The organism is Pontibacter oryzae, assembly GCF_003576375.1.
GTDB classification, from domain to species: Bacteria; Bacteroidota; Bacteroidia; order Cytophagales; family Hymenobacteraceae; genus Pontibacter; species Pontibacter oryzae.
The window spans coordinates 386,519-407,915 of sequence record NZ_QWGE01000004.1 but is presented as its reverse complement, the minus strand read 5'-3'; the positions used below and the strand labels follow the sequence as shown (position 1 = coordinate 407,915).

At 48.7% G+C, this 21,397-nt stretch carries 21 protein-coding genes; 16 read left to right on the top strand and 5 right to left on the bottom strand.

All coding sequences use genetic code 11. The features are described 5' to 3' along the window. Positions 1-92: 92 nt before the first annotated feature. From D1627_RS14150 to D1627_RS14140, 3 genes are all read right to left on the bottom strand, one after another. A complete protein-coding gene (locus D1627_RS14150) occupies positions 93-1,721 on the bottom strand; it encodes an acyl-CoA carboxylase subunit beta (protein WP_119432896.1) in 1,629 nt (542 codons plus the stop codon). A gap of 91 nt (positions 1,722-1,812) precedes the next feature. Further along, positions 1,813-2,913 carry an MlaD family protein gene (locus D1627_RS14145; protein WP_119432895.1) on the bottom strand — a complete coding sequence of 367 codons (1,101 nt, stop codon included), beginning with the start codon at positions 2,911-2,913 and terminating at the stop codon, positions 1,813-1,815. A gap of 20 nt (positions 2,914-2,933) precedes the next feature. Further along, the gene (locus D1627_RS14140; protein WP_119432894.1) at positions 2,934-3,716 is read right to left on the bottom strand and encodes an N-acetylmuramoyl-L-alanine amidase family protein; all 783 of its coding nucleotides are present in this window, start codon (positions 3,714-3,716) and stop codon (positions 2,934-2,936) included. Between the two features lie 73 nt (positions 3,717-3,789). Between D1627_RS14140 and D1627_RS14135 the strand changes: the two genes are divergently transcribed. The 9 genes from D1627_RS14135 (at position 3,790) to D1627_RS14095 (ending at position 12,359) form a co-directional block, all read left to right on the top strand. Next, positions 3,790-6,465: a putative LPS assembly protein LptD gene (locus D1627_RS14135; RefSeq protein WP_119432893.1), complete on the top strand. Its 2,676-nt coding sequence runs from the start codon at positions 3,790-3,792 to the stop codon at positions 6,463-6,465. 80 nt (positions 6,466-6,545) lie between these two features. Continuing rightward, positions 6,546-7,364, top strand: coding sequence for a 3-methyl-2-oxobutanoate hydroxymethyltransferase (gene panB, locus D1627_RS14130; protein WP_119432892.1), 819 nt, complete (start codon positions 6,546-6,548; stop codon positions 7,362-7,364). A gap of 125 nt (positions 7,365-7,489) precedes the next feature. Beyond that, positions 7,490-8,161, top strand: a complete 672-nt coding sequence (locus tag D1627_RS14125; RefSeq protein WP_119432891.1) for an RluA family pseudouridine synthase — start codon at positions 7,490-7,492, stop codon at positions 8,159-8,161. A gap of 168 nt (positions 8,162-8,329) precedes the next feature. Next, positions 8,330-9,094 (top strand): acyl-CoA desaturase, encoded by a 765-nt coding sequence (locus tag D1627_RS14120; RefSeq protein WP_119432890.1) that lies wholly within the window; start codon positions 8,330-8,332, stop codon positions 9,092-9,094. Between the two features lie 184 nt (positions 9,095-9,278). Next, a complete protein-coding gene (locus D1627_RS14115; RefSeq protein ID WP_119432889.1) occupies positions 9,279-9,821 on the top strand; it encodes a 30S ribosomal protein S16 in 543 nt (180 codons plus the stop codon). Between the two features lie 11 nt (positions 9,822-9,832). After that, positions 9,833-10,420, top strand: a complete 588-nt coding sequence (gene rimM, locus D1627_RS14110) for a ribosome maturation factor RimM (RefSeq protein ID WP_119432888.1) — start codon at positions 9,833-9,835, stop codon at positions 10,418-10,420. Next, entirely contained in the window at positions 10,420-11,100 is a 681-nt protein-coding gene (gene trmD / locus D1627_RS14105; RefSeq protein WP_119432887.1) for a tRNA (guanosine(37)-N1)-methyltransferase TrmD, read from the top strand. Before rimM ends, trmD begins: the two co-directional genes overlap by 1 nt. Positions 11,101-11,269: 169 nt before the next feature. Further along, positions 11,270-11,623, top strand: coding sequence for a 50S ribosomal protein L19 (rplS, locus tag D1627_RS14100; protein WP_119432886.1), 354 nt, complete (start codon positions 11,270-11,272; stop codon positions 11,621-11,623). A 151-nt stretch (positions 11,624-11,774) separates the two neighbouring features. Beyond that, positions 11,775-12,359, top strand: coding sequence for an inorganic diphosphatase (locus D1627_RS14095; protein ID WP_119432885.1), 585 nt, complete (start codon positions 11,775-11,777; stop codon positions 12,357-12,359). 118 nt (positions 12,360-12,477) lie between these two features. On the opposite strand, the gene D1627_RS14090 is transcribed toward D1627_RS14095, so the two are convergent. Then, complete coding sequence (locus D1627_RS14090) at positions 12,478-13,179, bottom strand: DNA repair ATPase (protein WP_119432884.1); 702 nt, start codon at positions 13,177-13,179, stop codon at positions 12,478-12,480. A gap of 212 nt (positions 13,180-13,391) precedes the next feature. Here D1627_RS14090 and D1627_RS14085 point away from each other — a divergent pair, with 212 nt between their 5' ends. From D1627_RS14085 to D1627_RS14075, 3 genes are all read left to right on the top strand, one after another. Next, on the top strand, positions 13,392-13,799 hold the full coding sequence (locus D1627_RS14085; RefSeq protein WP_119432883.1) for a 6-pyruvoyl trahydropterin synthase family protein: 408 nt from the start codon (positions 13,392-13,394) through the stop codon (positions 13,797-13,799). After that, positions 13,792-14,460, top strand: coding sequence for a GTP cyclohydrolase I FolE (folE, locus tag D1627_RS14080; protein WP_119432882.1), 669 nt, complete (start codon positions 13,792-13,794; stop codon positions 14,458-14,460). Before D1627_RS14085 ends, folE begins: the two co-directional genes overlap by 8 nt. A 120-nt stretch (positions 14,461-14,580) precedes the next feature. Beyond that, positions 14,581-15,498 carry a TIGR01777 family oxidoreductase gene (locus D1627_RS14075; RefSeq protein ID WP_119432881.1) on the top strand — a complete coding sequence of 306 codons (918 nt, stop codon included), beginning with the start codon at positions 14,581-14,583 and terminating at the stop codon, positions 15,496-15,498. Between the two features lie 70 nt (positions 15,499-15,568). On the opposite strand, the gene D1627_RS14070 is transcribed toward D1627_RS14075, so the two are convergent. Beyond that, positions 15,569-17,899, bottom strand: coding sequence for a penicillin-binding protein 1A (locus D1627_RS14070; protein WP_119432880.1), 2,331 nt, complete (start codon positions 17,897-17,899; stop codon positions 15,569-15,571). 196 nt (positions 17,900-18,095) lie between these two features. Here D1627_RS14070 and D1627_RS14065 point away from each other — a divergent pair, with 196 nt between their 5' ends. From D1627_RS14065 to D1627_RS14050, 4 genes are all read left to right on the top strand, one after another. After that, complete coding sequence (locus D1627_RS14065) at positions 18,096-18,602, top strand: hypothetical protein (protein WP_119432879.1); 507 nt, start codon at positions 18,096-18,098, stop codon at positions 18,600-18,602. A 67-nt stretch (positions 18,603-18,669) separates the two neighbouring features. Continuing rightward, entirely contained in the window at positions 18,670-19,467 is a 798-nt protein-coding gene (locus D1627_RS14060) for a class I SAM-dependent methyltransferase (RefSeq protein WP_119432878.1), read from the top strand. 58 nt (positions 19,468-19,525) lie between these two features. After that, on the top strand, positions 19,526-20,413 hold the full coding sequence (locus tag D1627_RS14055) for a UbiA family prenyltransferase (RefSeq protein ID WP_233555637.1): 888 nt from the start codon (positions 19,526-19,528) through the stop codon (positions 20,411-20,413). Positions 20,414-20,455: 42 nt separating this feature from the next. After that, the gene (locus D1627_RS14050) at positions 20,456-20,929 is read left to right on the top strand and encodes a hypothetical protein (RefSeq protein ID WP_119432876.1); all 474 of its coding nucleotides are present in this window, start codon (positions 20,456-20,458) and stop codon (positions 20,927-20,929) included. Positions 20,930-21,397 lie beyond the last annotated feature (468 nt).

The following is a 21,397-nucleotide window of genomic DNA, read 5'->3' as shown; positions in this document are numbered from 1 at the left end:
ATTAGAAACTGATGTTTTTGTGTAGTTCAAATCTGAGCCATACTTAATTATACTTCCATTTCTAATTTCTAATTGATAATTTTTAGTTTTTCTCACGTCTGGATAACACCCACGTTGTATGGTTTTTCGATTGGCGCATGGTTTGCAGCCTCTATGCCCATCGAGATTACCTTGCGGGTTTCCAGCGGGTCTATAATGCCATCTACCCACAGGCGCGCGGCCGCATAGTATGGCGAAAGCTCCTCGTTATACTTGTTTGTGATGCGCTCCAACAATTCCTTCTCTGCCTCCGGTGTAATTTCCTCGCCTTTGGCTTTCAGGGCCGATACCTGTATCTGCAACAGCGTGTTTGCCGCCGCCGCACCGCTCATTACAGCCAACTGGGCCGTAGGCCAGGCGTAGATCAGGCGCGGGTCGTAGGCTTTCCCGCACATGGCATAGTTGCCTGCGCCGTAGCTGTTACCGATAAGTATGGTAAATTTAGGCACCACCGAGTTAGACATGGCACTTACCATTTTGGCACCGTCCTTAATAATGCCACCGTGTTCCGATTTGCTGCCTACCATAAATCCGGAAACATCCTGCAGAAACACCAACGGGATTTTCTTCTGATTGCAGTTCATGATAAAGCGGGCGGCTTTGTCTGCTGAGTCGGAGTAGATAACGCCACCCATCTGCATCTCGCCTTTCTTGCTTTTCATGATCTTGCGCTGGTTAGCCACAATACCTACTGCCCAACCGTCAATGCGGGCAAGGCCGCAGATAAGCGTTTGGCCATATAGCTCTTTGTAGGGCTCAAATTCTGAGTTATCCACTAGCCGCTCAATAATATCCATCATGTTGTATGGCTTCACGCGGTCAGATGGCAGCAACCCGTAAATCTCTTTTTGATTTTGTGCCGGGGCTGCTGGTGCTGTGCGGCTAAAACCAGCCTTCGGCTTCTCGCCCATCTTATCGAAGATGTTTCGGATATGATCTAGCGCTTCTTTATCATCCTTGCACTTATAGTCTGTTACACCGGAGATTTCCGAGTGCGTGGTAGCGCCGCCCAGCGTTTCGTTATCAATGCTCTCGCCAATGGCAGATTTCACCAAGTATGACCCGGCCAGGAAAACAGATCCTGTACCTTCTACGATCAGCGCCTCATCGCTCATGATGGGCAGGTAAGCACCGCCTGCCACGCAGCTACCCATAATGGCGGCGATCTGCACAATGCCCATCGAGCTCATCACGGCGTTGTTACGGAACATCCGCCCGAAGTGCTCCTTATCCGGGAAGATCTCGTCTTGCATCGGCAGAAACACGCCAGCGCTATCTACCAGATATACAATTGGCAGTTTGTTTTCGATAGAAATTTCCTGGGCGCGCAGGTTTTTCTTGGCCGTGATCGGGAACCAGGCACCGGCCTTTACAGTGGCATCGTTGGCAACTACCACACACTGGCGGCCTTTAATGTAGCCAATGCCGGTTACCACGCCTCCGCTAGGGCAACCTCCAACTTCCTCGTACATGCCTTCGCCGGCAAAGGCGCCTATCTCCAGAAACTCTGTACCTTCATCCAGCAGGTAAGCAATGCGCTCGCGGGCGGTCATCTTGCCTTTCTTGTGTTCTTTCTCGATGCGTTTCTCGCCACCGCCCAAGTATACTTTTTTCAGTTTGCTTTGCAGCTGAAAGGTAAGCTGCTTCAGTGCGTCTTCGTTCTTGTTGAATTCAATATCCATTCAGGTTAGCTTGATTAGTTTGGGTAAGTATAAAACGCGAAAATCCGCTTACAGAAGCGGATTTTACAAATATACAATTTTACATAAATGCTTATCGGTTAGATTTCGGGGTAGCCTTTGCGCCTGGTGCAGCCGCTGTCCCTTTCAGTGGAGTTTTCTCAGGAACAGGCACATATACTGTGTCCGGTACTGTTCTAAATTCCGCCGGGTGGCGGTCCTGCATCTCCTTCACTTCTTCCAGTGTTATTACCCGGCCTGTTTCGTCTACTTTATACTTGTCTTTGCGGCCAAACACCGAGAAACTCACATATCGCTTTGGGTAAGCCTGAATATCGCGGAGCAGCAAGTTTAAGGCTTCTGAGGATTGGTTCAGGTTCTCATACATCTGCTCATCGTTCATCAGTTTGCCCAGTGAGCCTTGGTTAGAGTTTAGCTTCGTGGCCACAGACTCCAGTTCCATCACGGCTTTGTTGGCATTGTTTACCAACTTGTTAATTTCTACCTGTTTCAGCGTATCGGTGATTTCAGCCATATTTAGCGCCAGTCTATCAATATGGCGTTGCGTGCGGCGCAGCGAGGTTGTCAGCTGGCTTATATTGCTGGTAATCTGGTTAATGTTTTCCTGGTTAGCCAACAGAATTCTGTTGATAGCGTCTGTAGTGGTTTTAGTGTTTGCCAAAATGCCCTGCAGGTTATCTTTGGCTTCGCTGTCGAGCAGGCGGTTTACACGGGCTAGTGTAGTATCCACCTTATCAATAACCGGCACCGTTTTGCTGGAGATAATATCTGTGATACTGCTTTCTTTGTAAGGGATAAGCTTTTCGCCACCTTCGTAGCGCTTCGAGCTGTTGCCCAGGTAAATCATTATGGCTTTGCTGCCTAGCAAGTCGGAACTGGTAAGTGCAGCAATGGTAGAGTCGCCAACGGCCAGGTCTTTAAGCACATCCAACTCCACCAGGATTTTGTTATCCTGCTCAGTCATCAGTTTCATATCCTGTACGGTACCCACCTGCACCCCGTTAAGTATAACCGGGTTGGAAACTGCAAGTCCGTCAACGCTGTCATATACAACGTAATATGTGCGTGAGTCAGAAAAAATATCTGACCCTTTCAGGAACATAAAACCGAAGTAAAGTATGGCAATGGCTACAATTCCTAGTAGCGCAACTTTAATTTCTTTTGATATTTTCACGTAGGGTGTGCTTAGCTATGTTAGTTCATAGCCTCCAATTCTTGTTTATATTCTTTGAAGGCCCGATATATACCTGATGCAATATACGATTGCCCGGTTTTATCGTTAAGAAATTTTTCTTCGGTGGGATTTGTAAGGAAACCGCACTCAATGAGCACACTTGGCATGTATGATTTCCAGAGTACCAGAAAGCCCGCCTGTTTCACGCCACGGCTCTTGCGGCCTGCTCTGGTTTTAAACTCTCGTTCAATCTTTTCGGCAAAACGGAGGCTGTTATCAATGTAAGCGCTTTGGTGCAGGGCAAACAGGATATGGCTCTGCGGGGAGTTCGGGTCAAAGCCGTTATAGTTAGCCTCATAGTTATCTTCCTGCAAAATTACAGCGTTCTCGCGCTTGGCAACATTCAAGTTTCCTTCGGAAGTGTGAAGCCCCATTGTATAGGTCTCGGTGCCGTAGGCTGCCGAGGGGCCAGAGTTAAGGTGGATGGATAAGAAAAGGTCTGCGTTATTCTTGTTAGCGATGCCTGCACGGTCTATCAGTTCCACAAAGGTGTCGTCCTTGCGGGTGTACACAACCTTCACGTCGGGCACATTTTTCTCGATCAGGCTGCCGACTTCTTTAGCGATACGGAGGGCAACATCCGCCTCATGCGAAAACTTGCCGTTACACCCTACATCCTTGCCCCCATGCCCTGCATCGATCACTACGGTACGCAACTTGTACTCTTTCCTGAATTCGAGTTTGTTAGAGGAGCACAGTAAAAAAATAAAAGACAGAACAGAAACAGTAACAATATTTCTCACAACGCTCGTTAGTTAAAAGCTAAAACAATAACTTTGTACAAATTAAGTAAACTTTTAGGGAACTCTGAAGAAGTTGCGCTACATTTTCATTTTTTTACTGCTGCTGCAGATCGCTTTATTCTCCTCCCCGTCGGCCCTCGGTCAGCGAGTGCTCAGGCCCGCTGTGGCTCGCCAGGATACACCTGTTGTTGCCAGCCAGGACACCCTAAATATTGGCGCTCCAAAAGGCGACATCGAGACCACTATCAAATATTCAGCCAGAGATTCCATCCAGTTTGAAGTGGACAGAAAAGTGGTGCACCTGTATGGCGATGCCAAAATCGATTACGGCGATATGAAGCTGGAGGCTGCCTACATCGAGATAAACTACGAAACAAACACTTTGCTTGCTACCACTCTCACCGACTCTACCGGGAAAGAGGTGGGCACACCGGTTTTTGCGCAAGGCCAGGAAAATTATGCCGCAAAGCGCATCACCTACAACTACAAAACGCGTAAAGGCCGCATTGCTGAGGTAGTAACACAGCAAGGAGAGGGATACATACATTCAGAGGTTGTGAAGCGCAACGAGGAAAACGAATTCTTTGGTTTGCACAACAAGTACACAACTTGCAACCTGGAGCATCCGCACTTCTACATCAACGCCGGTAAAATCAAAGCCATCCCCAATGATAAGGTCATGTCAGGGCCTTTTAACCTTGTAATCGGCGATATCCCCACACCGCTTGGTTTTATGTTCGGCCTCTTCCCTACACCTAAAGATAGGCGCTCATCGGGTGTTATTGTGCCAAGCTACGGCGAAAATACACGGGGTTTCTTTCTGAACAACGGTGGCTACTACTTTGCCTGGAACGATTATATAGGCACCAAACTAACCGGCGACATCTACTCGCTGGGTGGCTACAACGTGGACCTGAGCAACGATTACGTGAAGCGCTACGCGTACCGGGGCAACTTCCGGTTCACATATGATTTCCTGAAAAATGATGAGGCCGATATTGAGGCTTCCCGATCCACGGACAATATTTTCGACGATCTGCCACCCACGCAGCGCACATTCTGGATTTACTGGACGCATAACCCGGTCACAAAGCCTGGGCGTGGCTCATTCAGCGCCAGTGTAAACGCAGGTAGCCAGCTGCACCAGCGCGTAAACTACAACGGAACGGCGCAGTACCTTTCGCCTACGTTCAACTCGTATGTCTCTTACCAGAAAACGATTCCTAACTCGCCGTTCAGTTATACTATAAAAGCAAGCCAGGGCCAAAGCACCCAAACAGGAACCATGAACTTCGTACTGCCTGACCTTAACTTCAGCATGTCGCAGGTTTCTATTTCGGACCTGTTATCTAGCCAGCCTGCCACCAACACGAACTGGTACGACAAGTTTACTTTAACGTACAACGTACGCGCATCAAACACCATTTCAAACATTCAGCCAGCGCGTACAACCAGCAGCTTTCCTGTGCTCGAGTCGTCTCCGGCAGATACCATTGATGTAAACTTCAGCAACCTGCAACGCCTTTGGGACAGCGGTCAGAAATCAGCTATTCATACCTTTGGCATTGGCTTGGGTAACTACAAAGTGCTCAAATACCTGAACTTTAGCCCAAGCGTAAGCTACAGCGAGACCTGGGTGGATGAGAAGTATAAATTCACGTTTAACCCTGACTCACAGCGCGTGGATGTGGACACCACGGGTTTTGGCCGTGTGTACCAGTATAGTGCCGGGGCCTCGCTTAACACCACTATTTATGGCACTGTGTATGTTAAGGGCGAGAAAGTGGAGGCAATCCGCCACCTGATGCGCCCAAGCATTGGCTACAGCTACCGCCCCGACTTTGGAGATGAGCGCTTTGGGTTTTACCAGCGCACTCTGGTAGGTGCTGACCCAAGCACTAACTTGCCACAGTACCGCGATTTAGGCCGCTTCCGGACCGGGCTTCCGTCAACCGGGCTCTCGTCATCGCTTAATTTTAGTGTTGCAAATAGCCTGGAGATGAAAGTGAAGTCGGAAAACGACTCTACCGAGAACAAGTTTGAGAAAGTAAGCCTAATTGATAACCTGCAAATAAGCTCCAGCTATAACTTTGCAGCAGACTCACTCAAACTATCTCAAATTCAGCTTTCCATGTATACTAAGCTGTTTAAGATGATAAACCTGAACTTCAGCTCCTCCTTTAATCCTTACCAAACCGACAGCTTAGGTAGTTCCATAGACAAATACATTTTTAACCCGCAGAAGCTGAAACTAGCAAGGCTTACTAACGCAAACTTGAACCTTACGGCAAGCCTGAGCCCTGAGGCGTTCCGCTCGGGTTCTGCTGCCACGCCAGCTACGCCTCCCGCAAACCTGCCTTCTCTTTCGCCAGACCAAGCGCCGCTGGGGCTGCCGCAGTACGTGGACTTTAAAATTCCGTGGACACTTAACTTGAGCTATACTTTCTACTATACCCGTGGGTTTGGAGCCACATCCAGCTCAAACCTGACCCAAACGATAGGAATTGACGGCTCCCTGAATATCACAGATAAGTGGAAGGTAACGTATACCAGCACCTATGATATCTCGAACCAGAACATCTCATATGCCAACGTGCAAATCTACCGCGACCTGCACTGCTGGGACATGAGCATCGGCTGGATACCTTTTGGGCAGCTGCGAGGCTACAACCTTACAATAAATGCCAGGTCATCGCTCTTACAAGACCTGAAACTAACCAAGCGAAGCAACTCCGTTTATGGATATTGATACCAGACAGCCACAGTAAAATGTGGCTGTTTTTGTTTCAGGATTTTATAGCTTTACAACCTCACACATATTTAGTAGCTATGTCTGTACATAAAAACGATATAAAAAAGGTTACCACACACCAGTTGCAGAACATGAAGGAGCGCGGCGAGAAAATCTCCATGCTTACTGCTTACGATTATTCCATGGCAACCATTCTGGATGCGGCAGGTGTAGACGTATTATTGGTTGGCGACTCCGCCTCTAACGTGATGGCAGGCCACGAAACCACTCTGCCTATTACGCTGGACCAAATGATATACCATGCATCCTCTGTGGTGCGCGGTGTGAGCAGAGCTTTTGTAGTGGTTGATATGCCTTTCGGATCGTACCAGGGCAACTCTTCAGAGGCTTTGCGCTCAGCTATCCGGATCATGAAAGAGTCTGGTGGGCATGGTATAAAACTGGAAGGCGGCGCTGAGATAAAAGAATCTATTACGCGTATTTTGAGTGCGGGCGTGCCGGTGATGGGCCACTTAGGTCTAACGCCGCAGTCTATCTATAAGTTTGGCACTTACACCGTTCGTGCTAAGGAAGAAGCCGAGGCACAAAAATTGATTGAAGACGCACTGCTGCTTCAGGAACTTGGCTGCTTTGCCATTGTTCTGGAGAAAATTCCGTCGGAGCTTGCCAAGCGTGTGGCCGAGCAACTGACTATCCCGATTATTGGCATTGGCGCTGGCCCGCATGTAGATGGGCAGGTACTTGTAGTGCACGATATGCTGGGCATCAACAAAGAGTTTAAGCCTCGTTTCCTGCGCCGCTACGCCGACCTGCACACCATCATGACCGATGCCGTGCAGAACTATGTAAAAGACGTTAAGGCCAAGGATTTCCCAAGCGAGAAAGAAGCATACTAAAGTTTAGAAGTTAAAAAGTTAGAGAGTTACAGCCTGACATCTTTTGCGGTGTAGCTTTCTAACTCTATCCTATAATTTACCCCCTACAGCTATACTTTACCTTTTTCCGCTCCTGAATTATGCCTATGTTTTTAGACGTTCTTTTTGAAGACAACCATGTGCTGGCGGTAAACAAACCTGCAGGCCTGCTGGTGCACGGCGATGAGACTGGCGATGTAACATTAGCTGACCTTGCCAAAGAGTATATTAAGGAGAAGTATAACAAGCCTGGCAATGTGTTTATAGGCGTAGTGCACCGCCTGGACAGGCCGGTGAGCGGTGTGGTGCTACTGGCCAAAACTTCAAAAGCCCTCACGCGCCTGAACGAGCTTTTCCGGAGCAAGAAAACGGTTAAAACCTACTGGGCCGTGGTGCAAAACCGACCAAAGCAGGAACAGGGCAACCTGGTACACTGGCTAGTAAAAGACAGCTCGCGCAACGTAACAAAGGCTTTTGCCAAAGAGAATGCTGCCGGCTCACGCTCTGAGCTCAACTATAAACTGTTAAGCACAAACCAAGGCAAACACCTGCTGGAAGTAAACCCTATAACTGGCCGGCCCCACCAGATACGTGTGCAGCTCTCCTCGATGAACTGCCCGATTTTAGGCGATCTAAAGTATGGCGCAGCACAGCCCTTGCCCGATAAAAGTATAGCGCTGCATGCCCGCAAGCTGCAATTTGATCACCCTACGTTAAAAACACCTATAACTGTTAGTGCCCCACCACCGGCTGCTCCGGTTTGGGCTCCGTTCAGATAAAAGTTTAGGATAGCTACAACTAATGATTTTCGTCACTTTTCTGAACTTTTCATTAGGCATATCTATTTTACTATAAATTCGTGTTGTAGCTTTGCATTATAAGTGGCAGGGTTACCGCATGTCACCTATCGCACAAGAATCTTAACACACTATTTACCAGATACATTAATGGCAATACTCATCTTTTTTGTGGTGCACTGGTACCTGTCGCTTTTCGTTCAGACATTCTACCTGCACCGCTACGCAGCGCATAAAATGTTTACCATGAACCCATTCTGGGAGAAAGCATTTTACCTGCTCACCTACATTGCGCAGGGCTCCTCGTTCCTGTCGCCGCGTGCCTATGCTATTTTGCACCGCATGCACCACGCCTTCTCCGACACAGAGCGTGATCCGCACTCGCCGCACTTCTCTAACAACGCCTTCACGATGATGTGGAAGACGAAGGAGATTTACAATAACGTACTGAACCACCGCGTGGAGCCGGAGCGCCGTTTCGACGGAGACTATCCGGTATGGCCAGCTTTGGAAAAGCTAGGCGATTCATACTTCTCCCGCATAGGCTGGGGCGTATTTTACGTGTTGTTTTACATTGCCTTTGCCACGCAGTGGTGGATGTTCCTGCTGCTGCCGCTCCATTTCCTGATGGGCCCGGTACATGGCGCCATCGTAAACTGGAGCGGACACAAGTATGGCTACCAGAACTTCGATAACAACGATAAATCAAGAAACTCGCTTTTCTTCGACTTCCTGACAGGCGGTGAGCTGTTCCAGAACAACCACCATAAACTGCCTAACCGCGTAAACTTCGGAGTGAAGTGGTGGGAAGTAGACCCAACCTGGCCAGTTATCTGGACGCTCGATAAGCTAAGCATCATTAAGCTGAAGCCGGTGAAGGTGAAAGCTGAGAAACGAGCTAAAATAGCCGCTTAGGCTCTAACAAGTATAGAGAAAGCCCTCCCCCGAAACGGAGGGCTTTTTTCGTGCCTCATACTTTCCCTAATCCTCAGAGAATTAATAAATAACAAAGGGCTGTAGCTAATCAGAAATTATTTCCCTAATTTTGCGATTCTAAACAGGCGGACGGGTTCCGCCGACTGAAAAAACACATTATAAAATGGCAGTAAAAATCAGACTGGCCCGCAGAGGCCGCAAGAAAGCCGCTATCTACGATATCGTAGTAGCTGATGCTCGTGCACCACGTGATGGTAAATTTATCGAGAAACTGGGTACTTACAACCCTAACGCTAACCCTGCTTACATCGACTTCAACGAAGATAAAGCGTTCCAGTGGGTTATGAACGGTGCTCAGCCAACTGACACTGTAAAAGCAATGCTTTCTTACAGAGGTATCCTTTTCAAGAAACACCTGCAAATTGGTGTGGCGAAAGGCGCTATCACTCAGGAAACTGCTGATGCTCGTTTTAACGAGTGGAAAGAAACTAAAGACGCCAAAATCGAAGAGAAGCGCCAGAAACTGGGTTCTGAGAAAGAAGCCAAGCGTGCTACTGCTCTTGAGGCTGAGCGTAAAGTTAAAGAGGCTCGTGCAGAGGCTATCCGTCAGCGTGACGCTGAGAAAGCTGCTGCTAACGCTCCTGCTGCAGAGGCTACTGAAGCCCCAGCTGAAGGTGGCGAAGAGTCTACTGAAGAGCAAGCATAATTCGGTGTGCCATGCATATTGATGACTGCTTTCTATTAGGCTATATCGTCAAGACTCATGGCACCAAGGGGCAAGTAGTTGCGTTTTTCGACGTAGACTATCCTGAAGATTATGAAGATTTGGAATCAGTTTTCCTGGAGCAAAAGGGAAGACTGGTTCCTTTTTTTATAACGTCCGTTGAGACGCAGCCTAAAGGCCGGTTTATACTTAAGTTCGAGGACATACATACCATCGAACAGGCCGAGGCGCTACGCAACACCTCTATTTACCTGCCACTGGATGAGCTCCCGGAGCTTGAAGAAGGCCAGTTTTACTTCCATGATGTAATTGGCTACCAGGTAGTGGATGAGCAGCACGGCGCGATGGGAACCGTAAAAGAGTTTTACGACCTGCCACAGCAGCAGCTTATGGTAATGGAGTACCTGGACCAGGAAATGCTGGTACCGGTAATGGACGAGATCTTCCTGCACGCAGACCACGAGGCAAAGCAGCTGCACGTGAGCCTGCCAGAAGGCCTGCTGGAAGTATACACGCAGCCATCCAGCCCCGACGAAGCCGATGATATTGACGAAGAAGACACCGAGGAGGAGAAAAAATAATGCGCTTTGACATTATCAGTTGCCAGCCCGATTTGCTCGAAAGCCCCTTCAGCCATTCTATCCTGAAGAGAGCCCAGCAAAAAGGTTTGGTTGAGATCCACATCCACGACTTGCGTAAGTATGCCGTAAACAAGCATGGCCAGATTGATGACTATGCTTTTGGCGGTGGCGCGGGAATGGTAATGATGATCGAACCGATTGACAAGTGTATTTCGGAATTGCAGGCCGCGCGCACGTATGATGCCATCATCTACATGACGCCGGACGGGCAAACGCTTAACCAACGCATTGTAAACAAGTTTTCGCTGTTAGAGAACGTGATTATACTTTGCGGCCACTATAAAGGCGTGGATGAGCGTGTGCGCCAGCATTACGTTACGCACGAGATCAGCATTGGCGACTACGTACTATCGGGCGGAGAGCTTGGCGCAGCCGTTTTGGCAGACGCAATTATCCGCATTATTCCGGGGGTACTAAACGATGAATCATCAGCGCTTACAGATTCTTTCCAGGATGGGTTACTGGCACCGCCGGTATACACCCGCCCTGCTGAATACAAAGGCATGGCCGTGCCGGACATTCTTATGTCTGGCGACACGCCCAAGATTGAGCAGTGGCGATTTGAGCAAGCCATAGCGCGCACCAAACAGCGCCGCCCAGACCTGCTCAACGAGGAATAAGAATCTAAACCTAAACGGTTAAACAGAAAATACTTAGGCTATCCGCTTTATTTAGAAGATAGCCGCCAGAAATTACATTTTTTTTCTGCAAATGTTCTTATGTAATAAATATTTACATATCTTTGCAGTCCGAATTTTGAAGAAGATACTTTAAGAGAACATAGCCATCATGAGCGAACTAATTAAATTCATAGAGCAGGAATATACTGACAAGCGCGCCTCATTCCCAGCTTTTCAAGCGGGTGATACTGTAAACGTACACGTTAAAATCCGCGAGGGTAACAAAGAGCGTGTTCAGCAATTCCAAGGCGTTGTGATTCAGCGTAAAAACGTGAACACAAACGGTGAGACGTTCACAGTAAGAAAAGTATCTAACCAGATTGGCTTAGAGCGTATCTTCCCACTTCTGTCTCCATCTATCGAGAAGATCGAGCTGATCAGAAGAGGTAAAGTAAGAAGAGCAAGACTGTACTACCTGAGAGGACTTCAGGGCAAGGCTGCTCGTATCAAGGAAAGACGATAAGAATACCTGTTTTCATAAGTTTTCCATAATTATTGTGAAAAGGAGCCGATTCCCTCGGCTCCTTTTTTATTGCCCATGCTTCCGGTAAAGCCCTTTATACTTTATCACGCAGATCTGCTTACCTTTGTGGCCAAAGTATAAATCTACCCCCATGAAAGGCTACACATTTCTCCTGCTTTCGGCTTTTATCCTTCTATTGTCAGCCTGCAAAACCGACTATGCAAACTTACCAACCTACACAGGCAACAAGCAGCTACAGGCCGTAATCGAAACGCCTGCTGGTAATGCCCACAAGCTTATCTATGACTTAGAACAACAAGAGTTTATAGTTGACCAGGATGCCGGTAAGCAACGCGAGGTAAGCTTCCTGCCCTACCCCGCCAACTTCGGCTTTATACCATCCACGGAGATAGATAAAAGCGGAAAAGGCCTGGAAATAATAGTGCTCTCGGAACGCCAGGAGTCGGGCACGCAAATGGAGGTAATTGCCATTGGCCTGATGCAATTGGAAAACAAAGGGGAATTGCGTCATATTGTAGTGGCAGTGCCTGCGCGCCCAAGCGAAAGGCAAATACAGGCTACAAACTATAAGAGCTTCAGCACGGAATACCCGGGGGCAAAGGCCATACTTCAGATCTGGTTTTCAAACTATAATAAATCTGCCGGAACACGCTTTGTAGGCTGGCGCGATGAGAAGTTTGCGGAGAAAGAAATTCAGCGCTGGATGAAGCTGTAGGCACAGCAGGTCTATAGCAGTAGCTTACCACTCATAACAAGAGAAAAGGGCTGGTTTATACTTTATGGAAGTATAAACCAGCCCTTTTCTCTTGTTCACCAAGTATAAATTCTGCTGCCTAACGCGTTACTTCCAGTAATTTGGCACGCACGGCATCAACGGCCTTTTCCATGTCTTGCACCCGCTGGCGGCTTAGCTCCTGCTTTTGCAGATTTAGTTGCACGTTTTGCTCAAGCTGCTTCAGCTCGTCGGCGTTTTGTACTAACTCGGCTTCCAGCTCTTGCCGGCGCTGCTTATTCTTTTCTATACTTAGTTGTATGCTATTTGCTTCTTTTACCACGCGGTCTTGCTCGGCCTTGGTGGCTGCCAGTACATCCTCAGCAGCATTAATCTGCCGGAATACATCATCGCGGTAAAGCTTTTTCGCAAAGCCACGCAGGAAGTTCTCCGCTGCGGTATAGGCCTCTGGAGTTCCTGTTTTGTTAACGTAGGCCGTGCCCATGTCTAGGCTCCACCATACGTTGCTGCCCATGGCATCGCTGCTGACGGTGGAGAGCACCTGTATAGGCGCATCAGAAATTGTATCGATTACTGCATTTTCTACAGACAGCACACCTTTGCTACTCTTCACCCGGCCGGCCTTCTGCCCTAGGTAATCCTTCCATGTTTTCTCTACCGTTTTAGTATCCAGCTGCACCGAAAGCTGCTGCCCCCGCCTTTTAACGCCATTTACTTCCTGGTCTACCTCCTTCACCTGAACCGATTGCGCATGGCAGATACCAGTCATCATCAACAAAACCGCAAGTATAAATCCTCTCATGTGGCACTTAATTTATTGTACTATGTTTACTTCTGAATACGAAATTACAGAATACGGATGAGAAAGACCGAAGCCAAACGAATTAATTTAGCCTTGTTTTGGTTTGGGATTCGGGTTGACTGCACTAACTTTGTCAGCTTATAGCACCCGCAGTCAGAAGGTGGTCATACCTGGCGCCAAACATTGACACCATAATAGTTGTTAAACACACTATGAAAGTAACCGTTTGCCGAAAGGAACACTTTAACGCCGCACACAGACTTCACAACCCAGCCTGGACGGAAGAGGAAAACACCACGGTGTTTGGCTTATGCAATAACCCAAATTACCATGGGCATAACTATGAGCTAACCGTAAAGCTGAAAGGGTCGGTAGATCCTGAAACAGGCTATGTGTATGACATGAAGAAGCTGAGTACCCTAGTAAAGGAAGAGGTCATCAATAGATTTGATCATAAAAACCTGAACCTGGATGTTGAAGAGTTTAAGAACCTGAACCCTACCGCAGAAAATATTGCAGTAGTAATCTGGAACAAGCTCCGAGAAAAAATCAGCCCTGACTACGAGCTGGCTATTACCCTGTATGAGACAGAAAGAAACTTTGTGGAATATAATGGATAACCACGACCTGGAGAAAGAGGAGGCAATGGACGACCACATCATGAGCTCTTTGGAGACACCGTTGCGGGCTGACGCCTTTGACCTCTCTGATGACGAGAAAATTAAGATTATCGAGGGGCACTTCCGCGAGATCATGCATACGCTTGGCCTGGACCTGACAGACGACAGCCTGAAAGGTACGCCGCACCGCGTGGCTAAAATGTATGTGAAGGAAATCTTCCATGGCCTGCACCCGGATAACAAGCCGGTGGCGCGCCGCTTCGAGAATAAGTATAAATATCACAAAATGCTGGTGGAGCGCGATATTACCGTGTACTCTTCCTGCGAGCATCATTTTGTGCCAATTATTGGCAAGGCGCACGTAGCCTACATCCCGAACGAGCATGTAATTGGCCTGTCCAAGCTTAACCGTTTGGTGCACTACTATGCCCGCCGCCCGCAGGTGCAGGAGCGCCTTACCATGCAAATAGCCAACGAGCTAAAGCAGGCATTGCAAACCGAGAACGTGGCCGTACTGATTGAAGCCGACCACCTGTGTGTAATGAGCCGTGGCGTGAACGATGTGAGCAGCAGCACGGTAACCGCCGAGTACTCTGGCTTGTTTGAGCAAGAGCAGTACCGTGCCGAGTTTTTGGGCCACGTACGCGGCGGCAAACGTTAAGCCAAGCACAGGCCAGCTACCCTAAAATCCTGCTCTGTTTACTCCTAAGCTACATTAAAAAACTTAAATATACATAAGTTGCGTATAGGATAACTCCAGCGCAAAAATGCTTAAGATTCTATGCCAGGTAAGATATTAATTACAGGAGGTTCAGGTTTAGTAGGAATGCGTTTATCGGAAATGCTGATAGACCAGGGCTACGAAGTGGCGCACCTTAGCCGCAACCCAGAGAAAGTATCTACTTACAAGACTTTTCGATGGGATGTTGAAGCAGGCTATATAGATGAGAGCGCCGTTACCTACGCCGACTACATCATTAACCTGGCAGGAGCCAGTGTGGCCAGCGAGAAATGGAGCGAGGAGCGCAAAAAAGAGATCCTGCAGAGCCGCACCGAAAGCGTAAACCTGTTGCATAAGGCGCTAAGCAACGCCGAGCACCATGTAAAAGGCTTTATCTCTGCATCAGCCATTGGCATTTACGGCGACTCCGGCGACCAGCTTATGTCTGAAGAAAGCACCTACGCCGATGATTTTCTAGCTGAAGTATGCAAGGCATGGGAGGCTGCCGCCTGGCAAATGCGCGACCTACACCTGCGTACCGTTATTTTCAGGCTTGGCATTGTGCTAAGTATAAAAGGAGGCGCTTTGCCACAGATGGCGCGCCCCGTTAAGATGATGGCAGGCGCCCCGCTGGGCTCAGGCAAGCAGTACATGTCCTGGATTCATATTGATGATATGTGCAGCCTGTTTATCCGGGCCATAGAAGAAACCCAGTTTGAGGGTGTTTACAACGCCGTGGCGCCACATCCGGTTACAAACAAGGAGTTTACCAAGGAACTGGCCGAAGCCATGAAGAAGCCGCTTGTGCTGCCTAAGGTGCCAGCCTTTGCCATTAACCTGATGATGGGTGAGATGAGTGAGGTGGTGCTAGCTAGCCAGCGCGTTAGCGCCAATAAGGTACTGCACACTGGCTTTACCTTCGAGTACAACCATTTGGAGGAGGCACTGGAATCTTTTTACGAAGAGGAAAAAGATTAATCTCCCAAAGTATAAAAGCAAAGGGCCAGCTAAAGTATAGCTGGCCCTTCGCTTTTAGGCATAATTTCATTTAGAGCACATTCCCGATATTGAGCAGTTCCAGCACCGAATCCACAGCAGCAGAATCTGGGACGGTTTGCCTTGGCAGCACGGTGGTGCAGTTATACTTCTTGTTGATATCTACTGTTGGCTTCGGGAAACGGCCTAATGTATAGCCAAGCGCTTGGTCTTCGTAAATCCGCTCCATAAACAAGCCATAGATAGGCAAAGCGGTTTTAGAGCCCTCTCCGAGCTGCGACGTCCGGAAATGTATACTTCGGTCTTCGCCACCAACCCAAACGCCTGTCACTAAATCTTTGGTTACGCCCATGTACCAGCCATCCGAATGGTTAGAGGTAGTTCCTGTCTTGCCGCCAATCTCATTGCCTTGCTTCCAAAGGTCATATTCCCACAGCGCCTGCGAGGTACCACCGGGTTCTTCCATGCCGCCTTTCAGCATGTGCATCATCAGGAAAGCGGTTTCTTCGCTCAGGGCCTTTTTCTGTTTTGGGGTAAACTGATGCACTAAGTTGCCGTTTCGGTCCTCGATGCGGGTAATAAACATCGGCTCCGTATGGAAGCCATGGTTCGGAAATGTGCTGTATGCCCCTACCATCTCATACACTGAAACATCGCTTGGCCCAAGGCCGATAGACGGCACCGCCTGCAGCGGGCTGGTAATGCCAAGCTTGTGGGCATACTTTACGACCGTTTCCCAGCCAACTTTTTCGGTGAGCTGCGCGGTAACAGAATTAACGGATTTACCCATGGCACGGCGCAGGGTCATTGGGGCGCCCGTATACTCCCAATCCGCGTTGGTCGGTGACCAATCCTTCTTCTCGCCTTTCTCCACATAGTTTATAGTGATGCGCTTGTCCACGATCTTGTCGCAGGGTGCGTAACCGTTATCAATGGCCGCAACATACACAAAGGGCTTAAACGTGGAACCCGGCTGCCGGCGTGCCTGCTTTACGTGGTCATACTTAAAGTATTTAAAGTTGATGCCGCCTACCCAAGCCTTAATATGCCCGGTAAACGGGTCCATGGTCATCATGCCGCCGTGCAGGAAATGCTTGTAATACGCCAGCGAGTCTAGGGGGCTCATCGTCACGGTTTTCTCCAGCGAGTCGTTCTCCCAGGTAAACACCTTCATCTCGCGCGGCCTGTTCAACTCTCGGTTTATGGCGGCTACATCGTTGCCATACTTCTCTTTCAGGCGATGGTAGTAAGCAGTGCGCTTAATGGTTTCCTCAATGAAGCCCGGAATTTCTTGATCCTTCTCATCTACCCAGGGGTTGCGGCCTTTCCAATGGTTATCGAAGCGGCGCTGCAGCGAGCGCATGTGCTCTTCCATGGCCGCCTCAGCGTGCGCCTGTATCCTAGAGTCGATGGTAGTATAAATTTTGAGGCCGTCGCGGTAAAGGTCGTAGCCGTTCTCTTTGCACCACTCCTGAAGGTAATCGGCCACGGCTCCCCGGAAGTAGGTGGCAGGGCCATCGTAATGGTTCTCTACGCTGTAATCCAACACTAGTGGCAATTGGCTCAGCGAGTCGGCATCGGTTTTGGTCAAGTAGCCATACTTAGCCATCTGTCCCAGCACCGTGTTGCGGCGGCGCATGGCGTTTTTAGGGTTAAAGCGTGGACTGTAGTATGTTGGCGCTTTCAGCAAGCCTATCAGAATAGCGGCCTGCTCAACTTTCAGGCTATCCGGCGATGTATTGAAAAAGGTGTTGGAGGCCACTTTTATACCGAAGGAGTTTGATCCAAAATCCACCGTATTAAGGTACATGGCCAGTATTTCCTCTTTGGTATAACGTTGCTCCAATTTAATAGCCGTTAACCACTCCTTGGTTTTAGAGATAACGATGTTGAGGCCCGGCACATGGCCCAGCACGCCTTTCGAGTCGTTGGTTCTGGTTTTGTAGAGGTTTTTGGCCAGCTGCTGCGTAATGGTACTGGCGCCGCGGGCATCGCCCTTAAAGCTGCCATACACTGCAGACATAATCGCCTGTGGGTCGATGCCGGAATGCTCGTAAAAGCGTACATCCTCGGTGGCAACCAAAGCCTGTATGAGCTGCGGCGACATTTTACTGTAGCTGATAGGGCTACGGTTCTCCCGGAAGTATTTCCCGATCAGTTTGCCATCGGCAGTGTAAAGCTCCGAGGCTTGGTCGGAGCGCGGGTTTTCCAGCTTGTCAAGGCTTGGCGAGGCGCCAAATAAGTATAACAGGTTATACTCTACGCTCAGCAGGTACAGCAATACCACGGCAAAGCCCAGGAAAAACACTTTCCAGACAAAGCTTACTACCTTCCTGAATGCTGATATTTTAGGTTCTTGTACTTTCTCTTGCTCCTTCGGCATTGCTAACAAACAGAGGATTACCTCGTAAAATTCCCTTTCACACTTCAATCAAAACGACTGCAAAGATACTTTTTGTACACGATATCTAAGGATTATCGGATACAAAACTTAGCCAGAAGCTGTGCCTAAACTGGCATACTTAGGCATAGGCTAAGTATATTTGCCCCAGATGCTATCTTAAACATACTTTCAGGCCATGCAGCACACACTCCAGCAAGCTTTTGACAGGTTAATTGGGCTACCGCTTTCCAAAACCACGCGCACCGAAACTGTGCAGTATTTTCATTTTGGGCACACGCATTACGCTACGCCGCAAGGTTTGGTGCTGGATGTAGGCGAACTAACACTTGCCATAAACTGCGCCTGGCAACTGGAGCAGCCCGCAAACAATGTTATAAAGCATAGCGAAGTATATATCCGTAAGCGTGAGGCAGGCTTGCCCAACCCAGTCTGGGACTGGAAAAAGCCTGGCTCCAGCCTTTTAGACCAGCGCCTGATGGCCCTTGTAAATGATAATCCAAACCTGATTGTGGAGCGCGCCGAGCAGCAAGGCACATTTGGCCTGATGCTATACTTCAGTGATGGCACCACAATCTCGGTCATGCCTGAGCCAACCGAACAGGCGGCGGAGGAATCCTGGCAGTTTTTCAGCAACACCGGTGATGGCTTTAGCGTGGGCGCCAATAGCAACGGCATACAATAAGCTAACACGTTAGAAGCTGTGGGCAACCTTTAGCAAGGCGGTACAGTACGTTTACAAAAAAGAACGTTTGAAACTCCGCCTGCAACTTTTTGAACTGGAAGACCAGAAGTGGTTTCCGCATGTAATCCGTGAAGGCATGCAGGACTACCTGCGCTTCATGATTACTAAACTCAACACCTATGAGGCTGCATTGCCACAGCTGCAGGAATTACTGGAGCACTCGCGGCAACAACACATTACAGACCTTTGCTCTGGCGCAGGGGGCGGCATCGCCCCCATTCGGCTGGAGCTGAGCAAGCGCATGGGCACCTCGGTACACGTTACGCTCTCCGATCTCTATCCTAACATTGAAGCTTACCAGTATCTCAGCAACAGCTCATACGGCACCATCAACTTTATACCTGAACCCGTGGATTGCACCAATGTGCCGCCGCAGGTAAGCGGCGTAAGAACCATATTCTCATCCTTTCACCATTTCCCACCGGAAACCGCACAGGCCATACTTCAGGATGCTGTTGAGAAGGGCGCCTCCATCGGGATTTTTGAGGGCGCACGCAAAACCTGGGCCGAGCTGCTGCTTCTGTGGCTCGTCTTCCCGGTGATTATACTTTTAATCACGCCTTTTATCCGCCCTTTTAAGTTTAGCAGGTTGTTTTTCACGTATATCATTCCGCTTATTCCGCTCGGGATTATTTGGGATGGTACCGTGTCGCTGCTTCGCATATATCCTCCGGAGATGCTGAAACGCATGGTAGCAAACCTAAATGCCCCAGGCTATACTTGGCAGGCTGGTCGTGTTGGCTCTGAGTTGGGCAAGCATGTTATTTACCTAATAGGTTACCCAAAGGAGAAAGAGAATGTATAATGATGCCCTTGACCATGCGGCAAAAAAGCATACCAGAAAACCACTTAATCAGCACCCCTTGAAGTTCCCAGAAAAGTATAGCAGCGCCTTCACGCTTATGCGCATTCCGTTTTCGGTATACCTGATGCCCGTTTTCTGGTTTGCCTTAAGCACCCTGCAGCATGTCGTTTTTTGGCAAGCCGTAATCGTGTTCCTGATCTTGCATGTGTTGGTTTACCCGGCCAGCAACGGCTATAACTCATACTACGACCGCGACGAAGGCAGCATAGGAGGCCTTAAGAACCCGCCCAAAGTTAACCGGCAGCTGATGCATCTGGTGTTGCTGTTCGATGCACTGGCCATACTTTGCAGCCTATTGCTCTCGCCGCTGTTTGCTGCGCTTGTAGCTTTATACCTAGTTATCTCTAAGGCTTACAGCTACGAGGGCATCCGTCTGAAGAAATACCCTATCGCCAGCACCTTTGTGGTTACCTTTTTCCAGGGGGCCTTTACGTATGCGATGGTGCAGGTAGGGGCCGGGCTGTCATGGCACTTGGTGTTAGCGCAGCCCAATATCTGGTTTGCATTGGTGAGCACGCTTTTTTTGTGTGGCTCTTACCCCCTTACCCAGATTTACCAGCACACCGAAGACAGCCGCCGCGGCGACCGCACGCTTAGTTTGCTGCTAGGGATAAACGGCACTTATCTGTTTGCGGCGCTCAGTTTGCTGACAGGTTCCGGGCTGTTACTTTGGTTATACTTTAGTACCCACCAGGTGCAGAATATTATTGTTTTCTTGGTTTGCACCGCTCCTGTTTTATACTTCTTTACAGGATGGGTATTGCGTGCCCAAAAGGATGCAGGAGAAGTGAATTACGAAAACACCATGCTGATGAATAAAATATCCTCTCTGTGCATCAGTGCGGCCTTTCTATTGATGATTGCCTTAAAAATGTGGCAAACTTAACCTTGCTTGCGTAGTATGGAATAGCTCTAAAATGCTAAGCCTATGAAGTTTCTAGATGCTGTAGTAGCAGGCATCATCGGTACTGCCGCCATGACTGCCTTTTTATACTTGCTCTCGTTCATCACGCACCGTGTTATGAAAGTGGTACGCATCTTAGGCACCATGCTGCTTAACCGCACACAACCTGACGGCAGCCTCTCGCAACTGGCGGGCACTAAAGTGGCTGGTACTATCGCGCATTATGCAATAGGTATTTTCTTTGCGGTAATCTACCTTGCTCTCTGGGATTCTAGCGTTGGCTTGCCTACAGCCTCCTGGGGCCTGTTGTTTGGCCTGGCGCATGGCCTTATAGCTATGTTAGCGTGGTACCTATTCTTTATGGTGCATCCACACCCGCCGCTTATCACACTTAAAGTCTACCTCATCACACTGGTTTTCGCGCACATCGTATTTGGTTTCTTCGCATCCTACACCTACTATTTGCTGCTACGCCCAGGCTATGAGTTTTGGTGGTAAAAGATAAGCTCAGGTATTTGATTGGAACTTCTAGTCCGTCTGGCATCTCCCCTATCCGAATCAAATTCAGGTTCTGCAATGTATGAGTAGGGTTTGAGATAATCATGTTAATCTAAGTATAAGCTTTGTAGCTCGAGGTCTTGTGAAAGCTGCCCCGAATGGGAAACAGTTTACCCTAAGCATTTCGGGGAGCCCCTGCGGGCTTGAGCGCACCAAAGCAAGATATGAAACAACAGGCACTTAGGGCTGAGGATAAATAGTAGACAGAAAGTATAGCACAAGTATAAATACGCGGATTAGGAAATCCGCAGCAGGAAAGTTCCGCACAGGGCTGTCCGGATCAGCGGATATGATTGAAAGCTAATGTTACCTCACACTACCTTCATCAGGTACAGAAATCATACTTTGCTACATCTACACCCCAGACCAGCAAGTATAAAAAACAAAACAGCCTGCCATACACAAGGT

Coding starts and splice junctions, on each gene's coding strand:
- D1627_RS14120 (WP_119432890.1), top strand. CDS start 8,330: ATGGCAATACTCATCTTTTTTGTGGTGCACTGGTACCTGTCGCTTTTC.
- rimM (WP_119432888.1), top strand. CDS start 9,833: ATGCATATTGATGACTGCTTTCTATTAGGCTATATCGTCAAGACTCAT.
- panB (WP_119432892.1), top strand. CDS start 6,546: ATGTCTGTACATAAAAACGATATAAAAAAGGTTACCACACACCAGTTG.
- D1627_RS14095 (WP_119432885.1), top strand. CDS start 11,775: ATGAAAGGCTACACATTTCTCCTGCTTTCGGCTTTTATCCTTCTATTG.
- D1627_RS14090 (WP_119432884.1), bottom strand. CDS start 13,179: ATGAGAGGATTTATACTTGCGGTTTTGTTGATGATGACTGGTATCTGC.
- D1627_RS14125 (WP_119432891.1), top strand. CDS start 7,490: ATGTTTTTAGACGTTCTTTTTGAAGACAACCATGTGCTGGCGGTAAAC.
- trmD (WP_119432887.1), top strand. CDS start 10,420: ATGCGCTTTGACATTATCAGTTGCCAGCCCGATTTGCTCGAAAGCCCC.
- D1627_RS14115 (WP_119432889.1), top strand. CDS start 9,279: ATGGCAGTAAAAATCAGACTGGCCCGCAGAGGCCGCAAGAAAGCCGCT.
- D1627_RS14085 (WP_119432883.1), top strand. CDS start 13,392: ATGAAAGTAACCGTTTGCCGAAAGGAACACTTTAACGCCGCACACAGA.
- folE (WP_119432882.1), top strand. CDS start 13,792: ATGGATAACCACGACCTGGAGAAAGAGGAGGCAATGGACGACCACATC.
- D1627_RS14070 (WP_119432880.1), bottom strand. CDS start 17,899: ATGCCGAAGGAGCAAGAGAAAGTACAAGAACCTAAAATATCAGCATTC.
- D1627_RS14150 (WP_119432896.1), bottom strand. CDS start 1,721: ATGGATATTGAATTCAACAAGAACGAAGACGCACTGAAGCAGCTTACC.
- D1627_RS14050 (WP_119432876.1), top strand. CDS start 20,456: ATGAAGTTTCTAGATGCTGTAGTAGCAGGCATCATCGGTACTGCCGCC.
- rplS (WP_119432886.1), top strand. CDS start 11,270: ATGAGCGAACTAATTAAATTCATAGAGCAGGAATATACTGACAAGCGC.
- D1627_RS14065 (WP_119432879.1), top strand. CDS start 18,096: ATGCAGCACACACTCCAGCAAGCTTTTGACAGGTTAATTGGGCTACCG.
- D1627_RS14075 (WP_119432881.1), top strand. CDS start 14,581: ATGCCAGGTAAGATATTAATTACAGGAGGTTCAGGTTTAGTAGGAATG.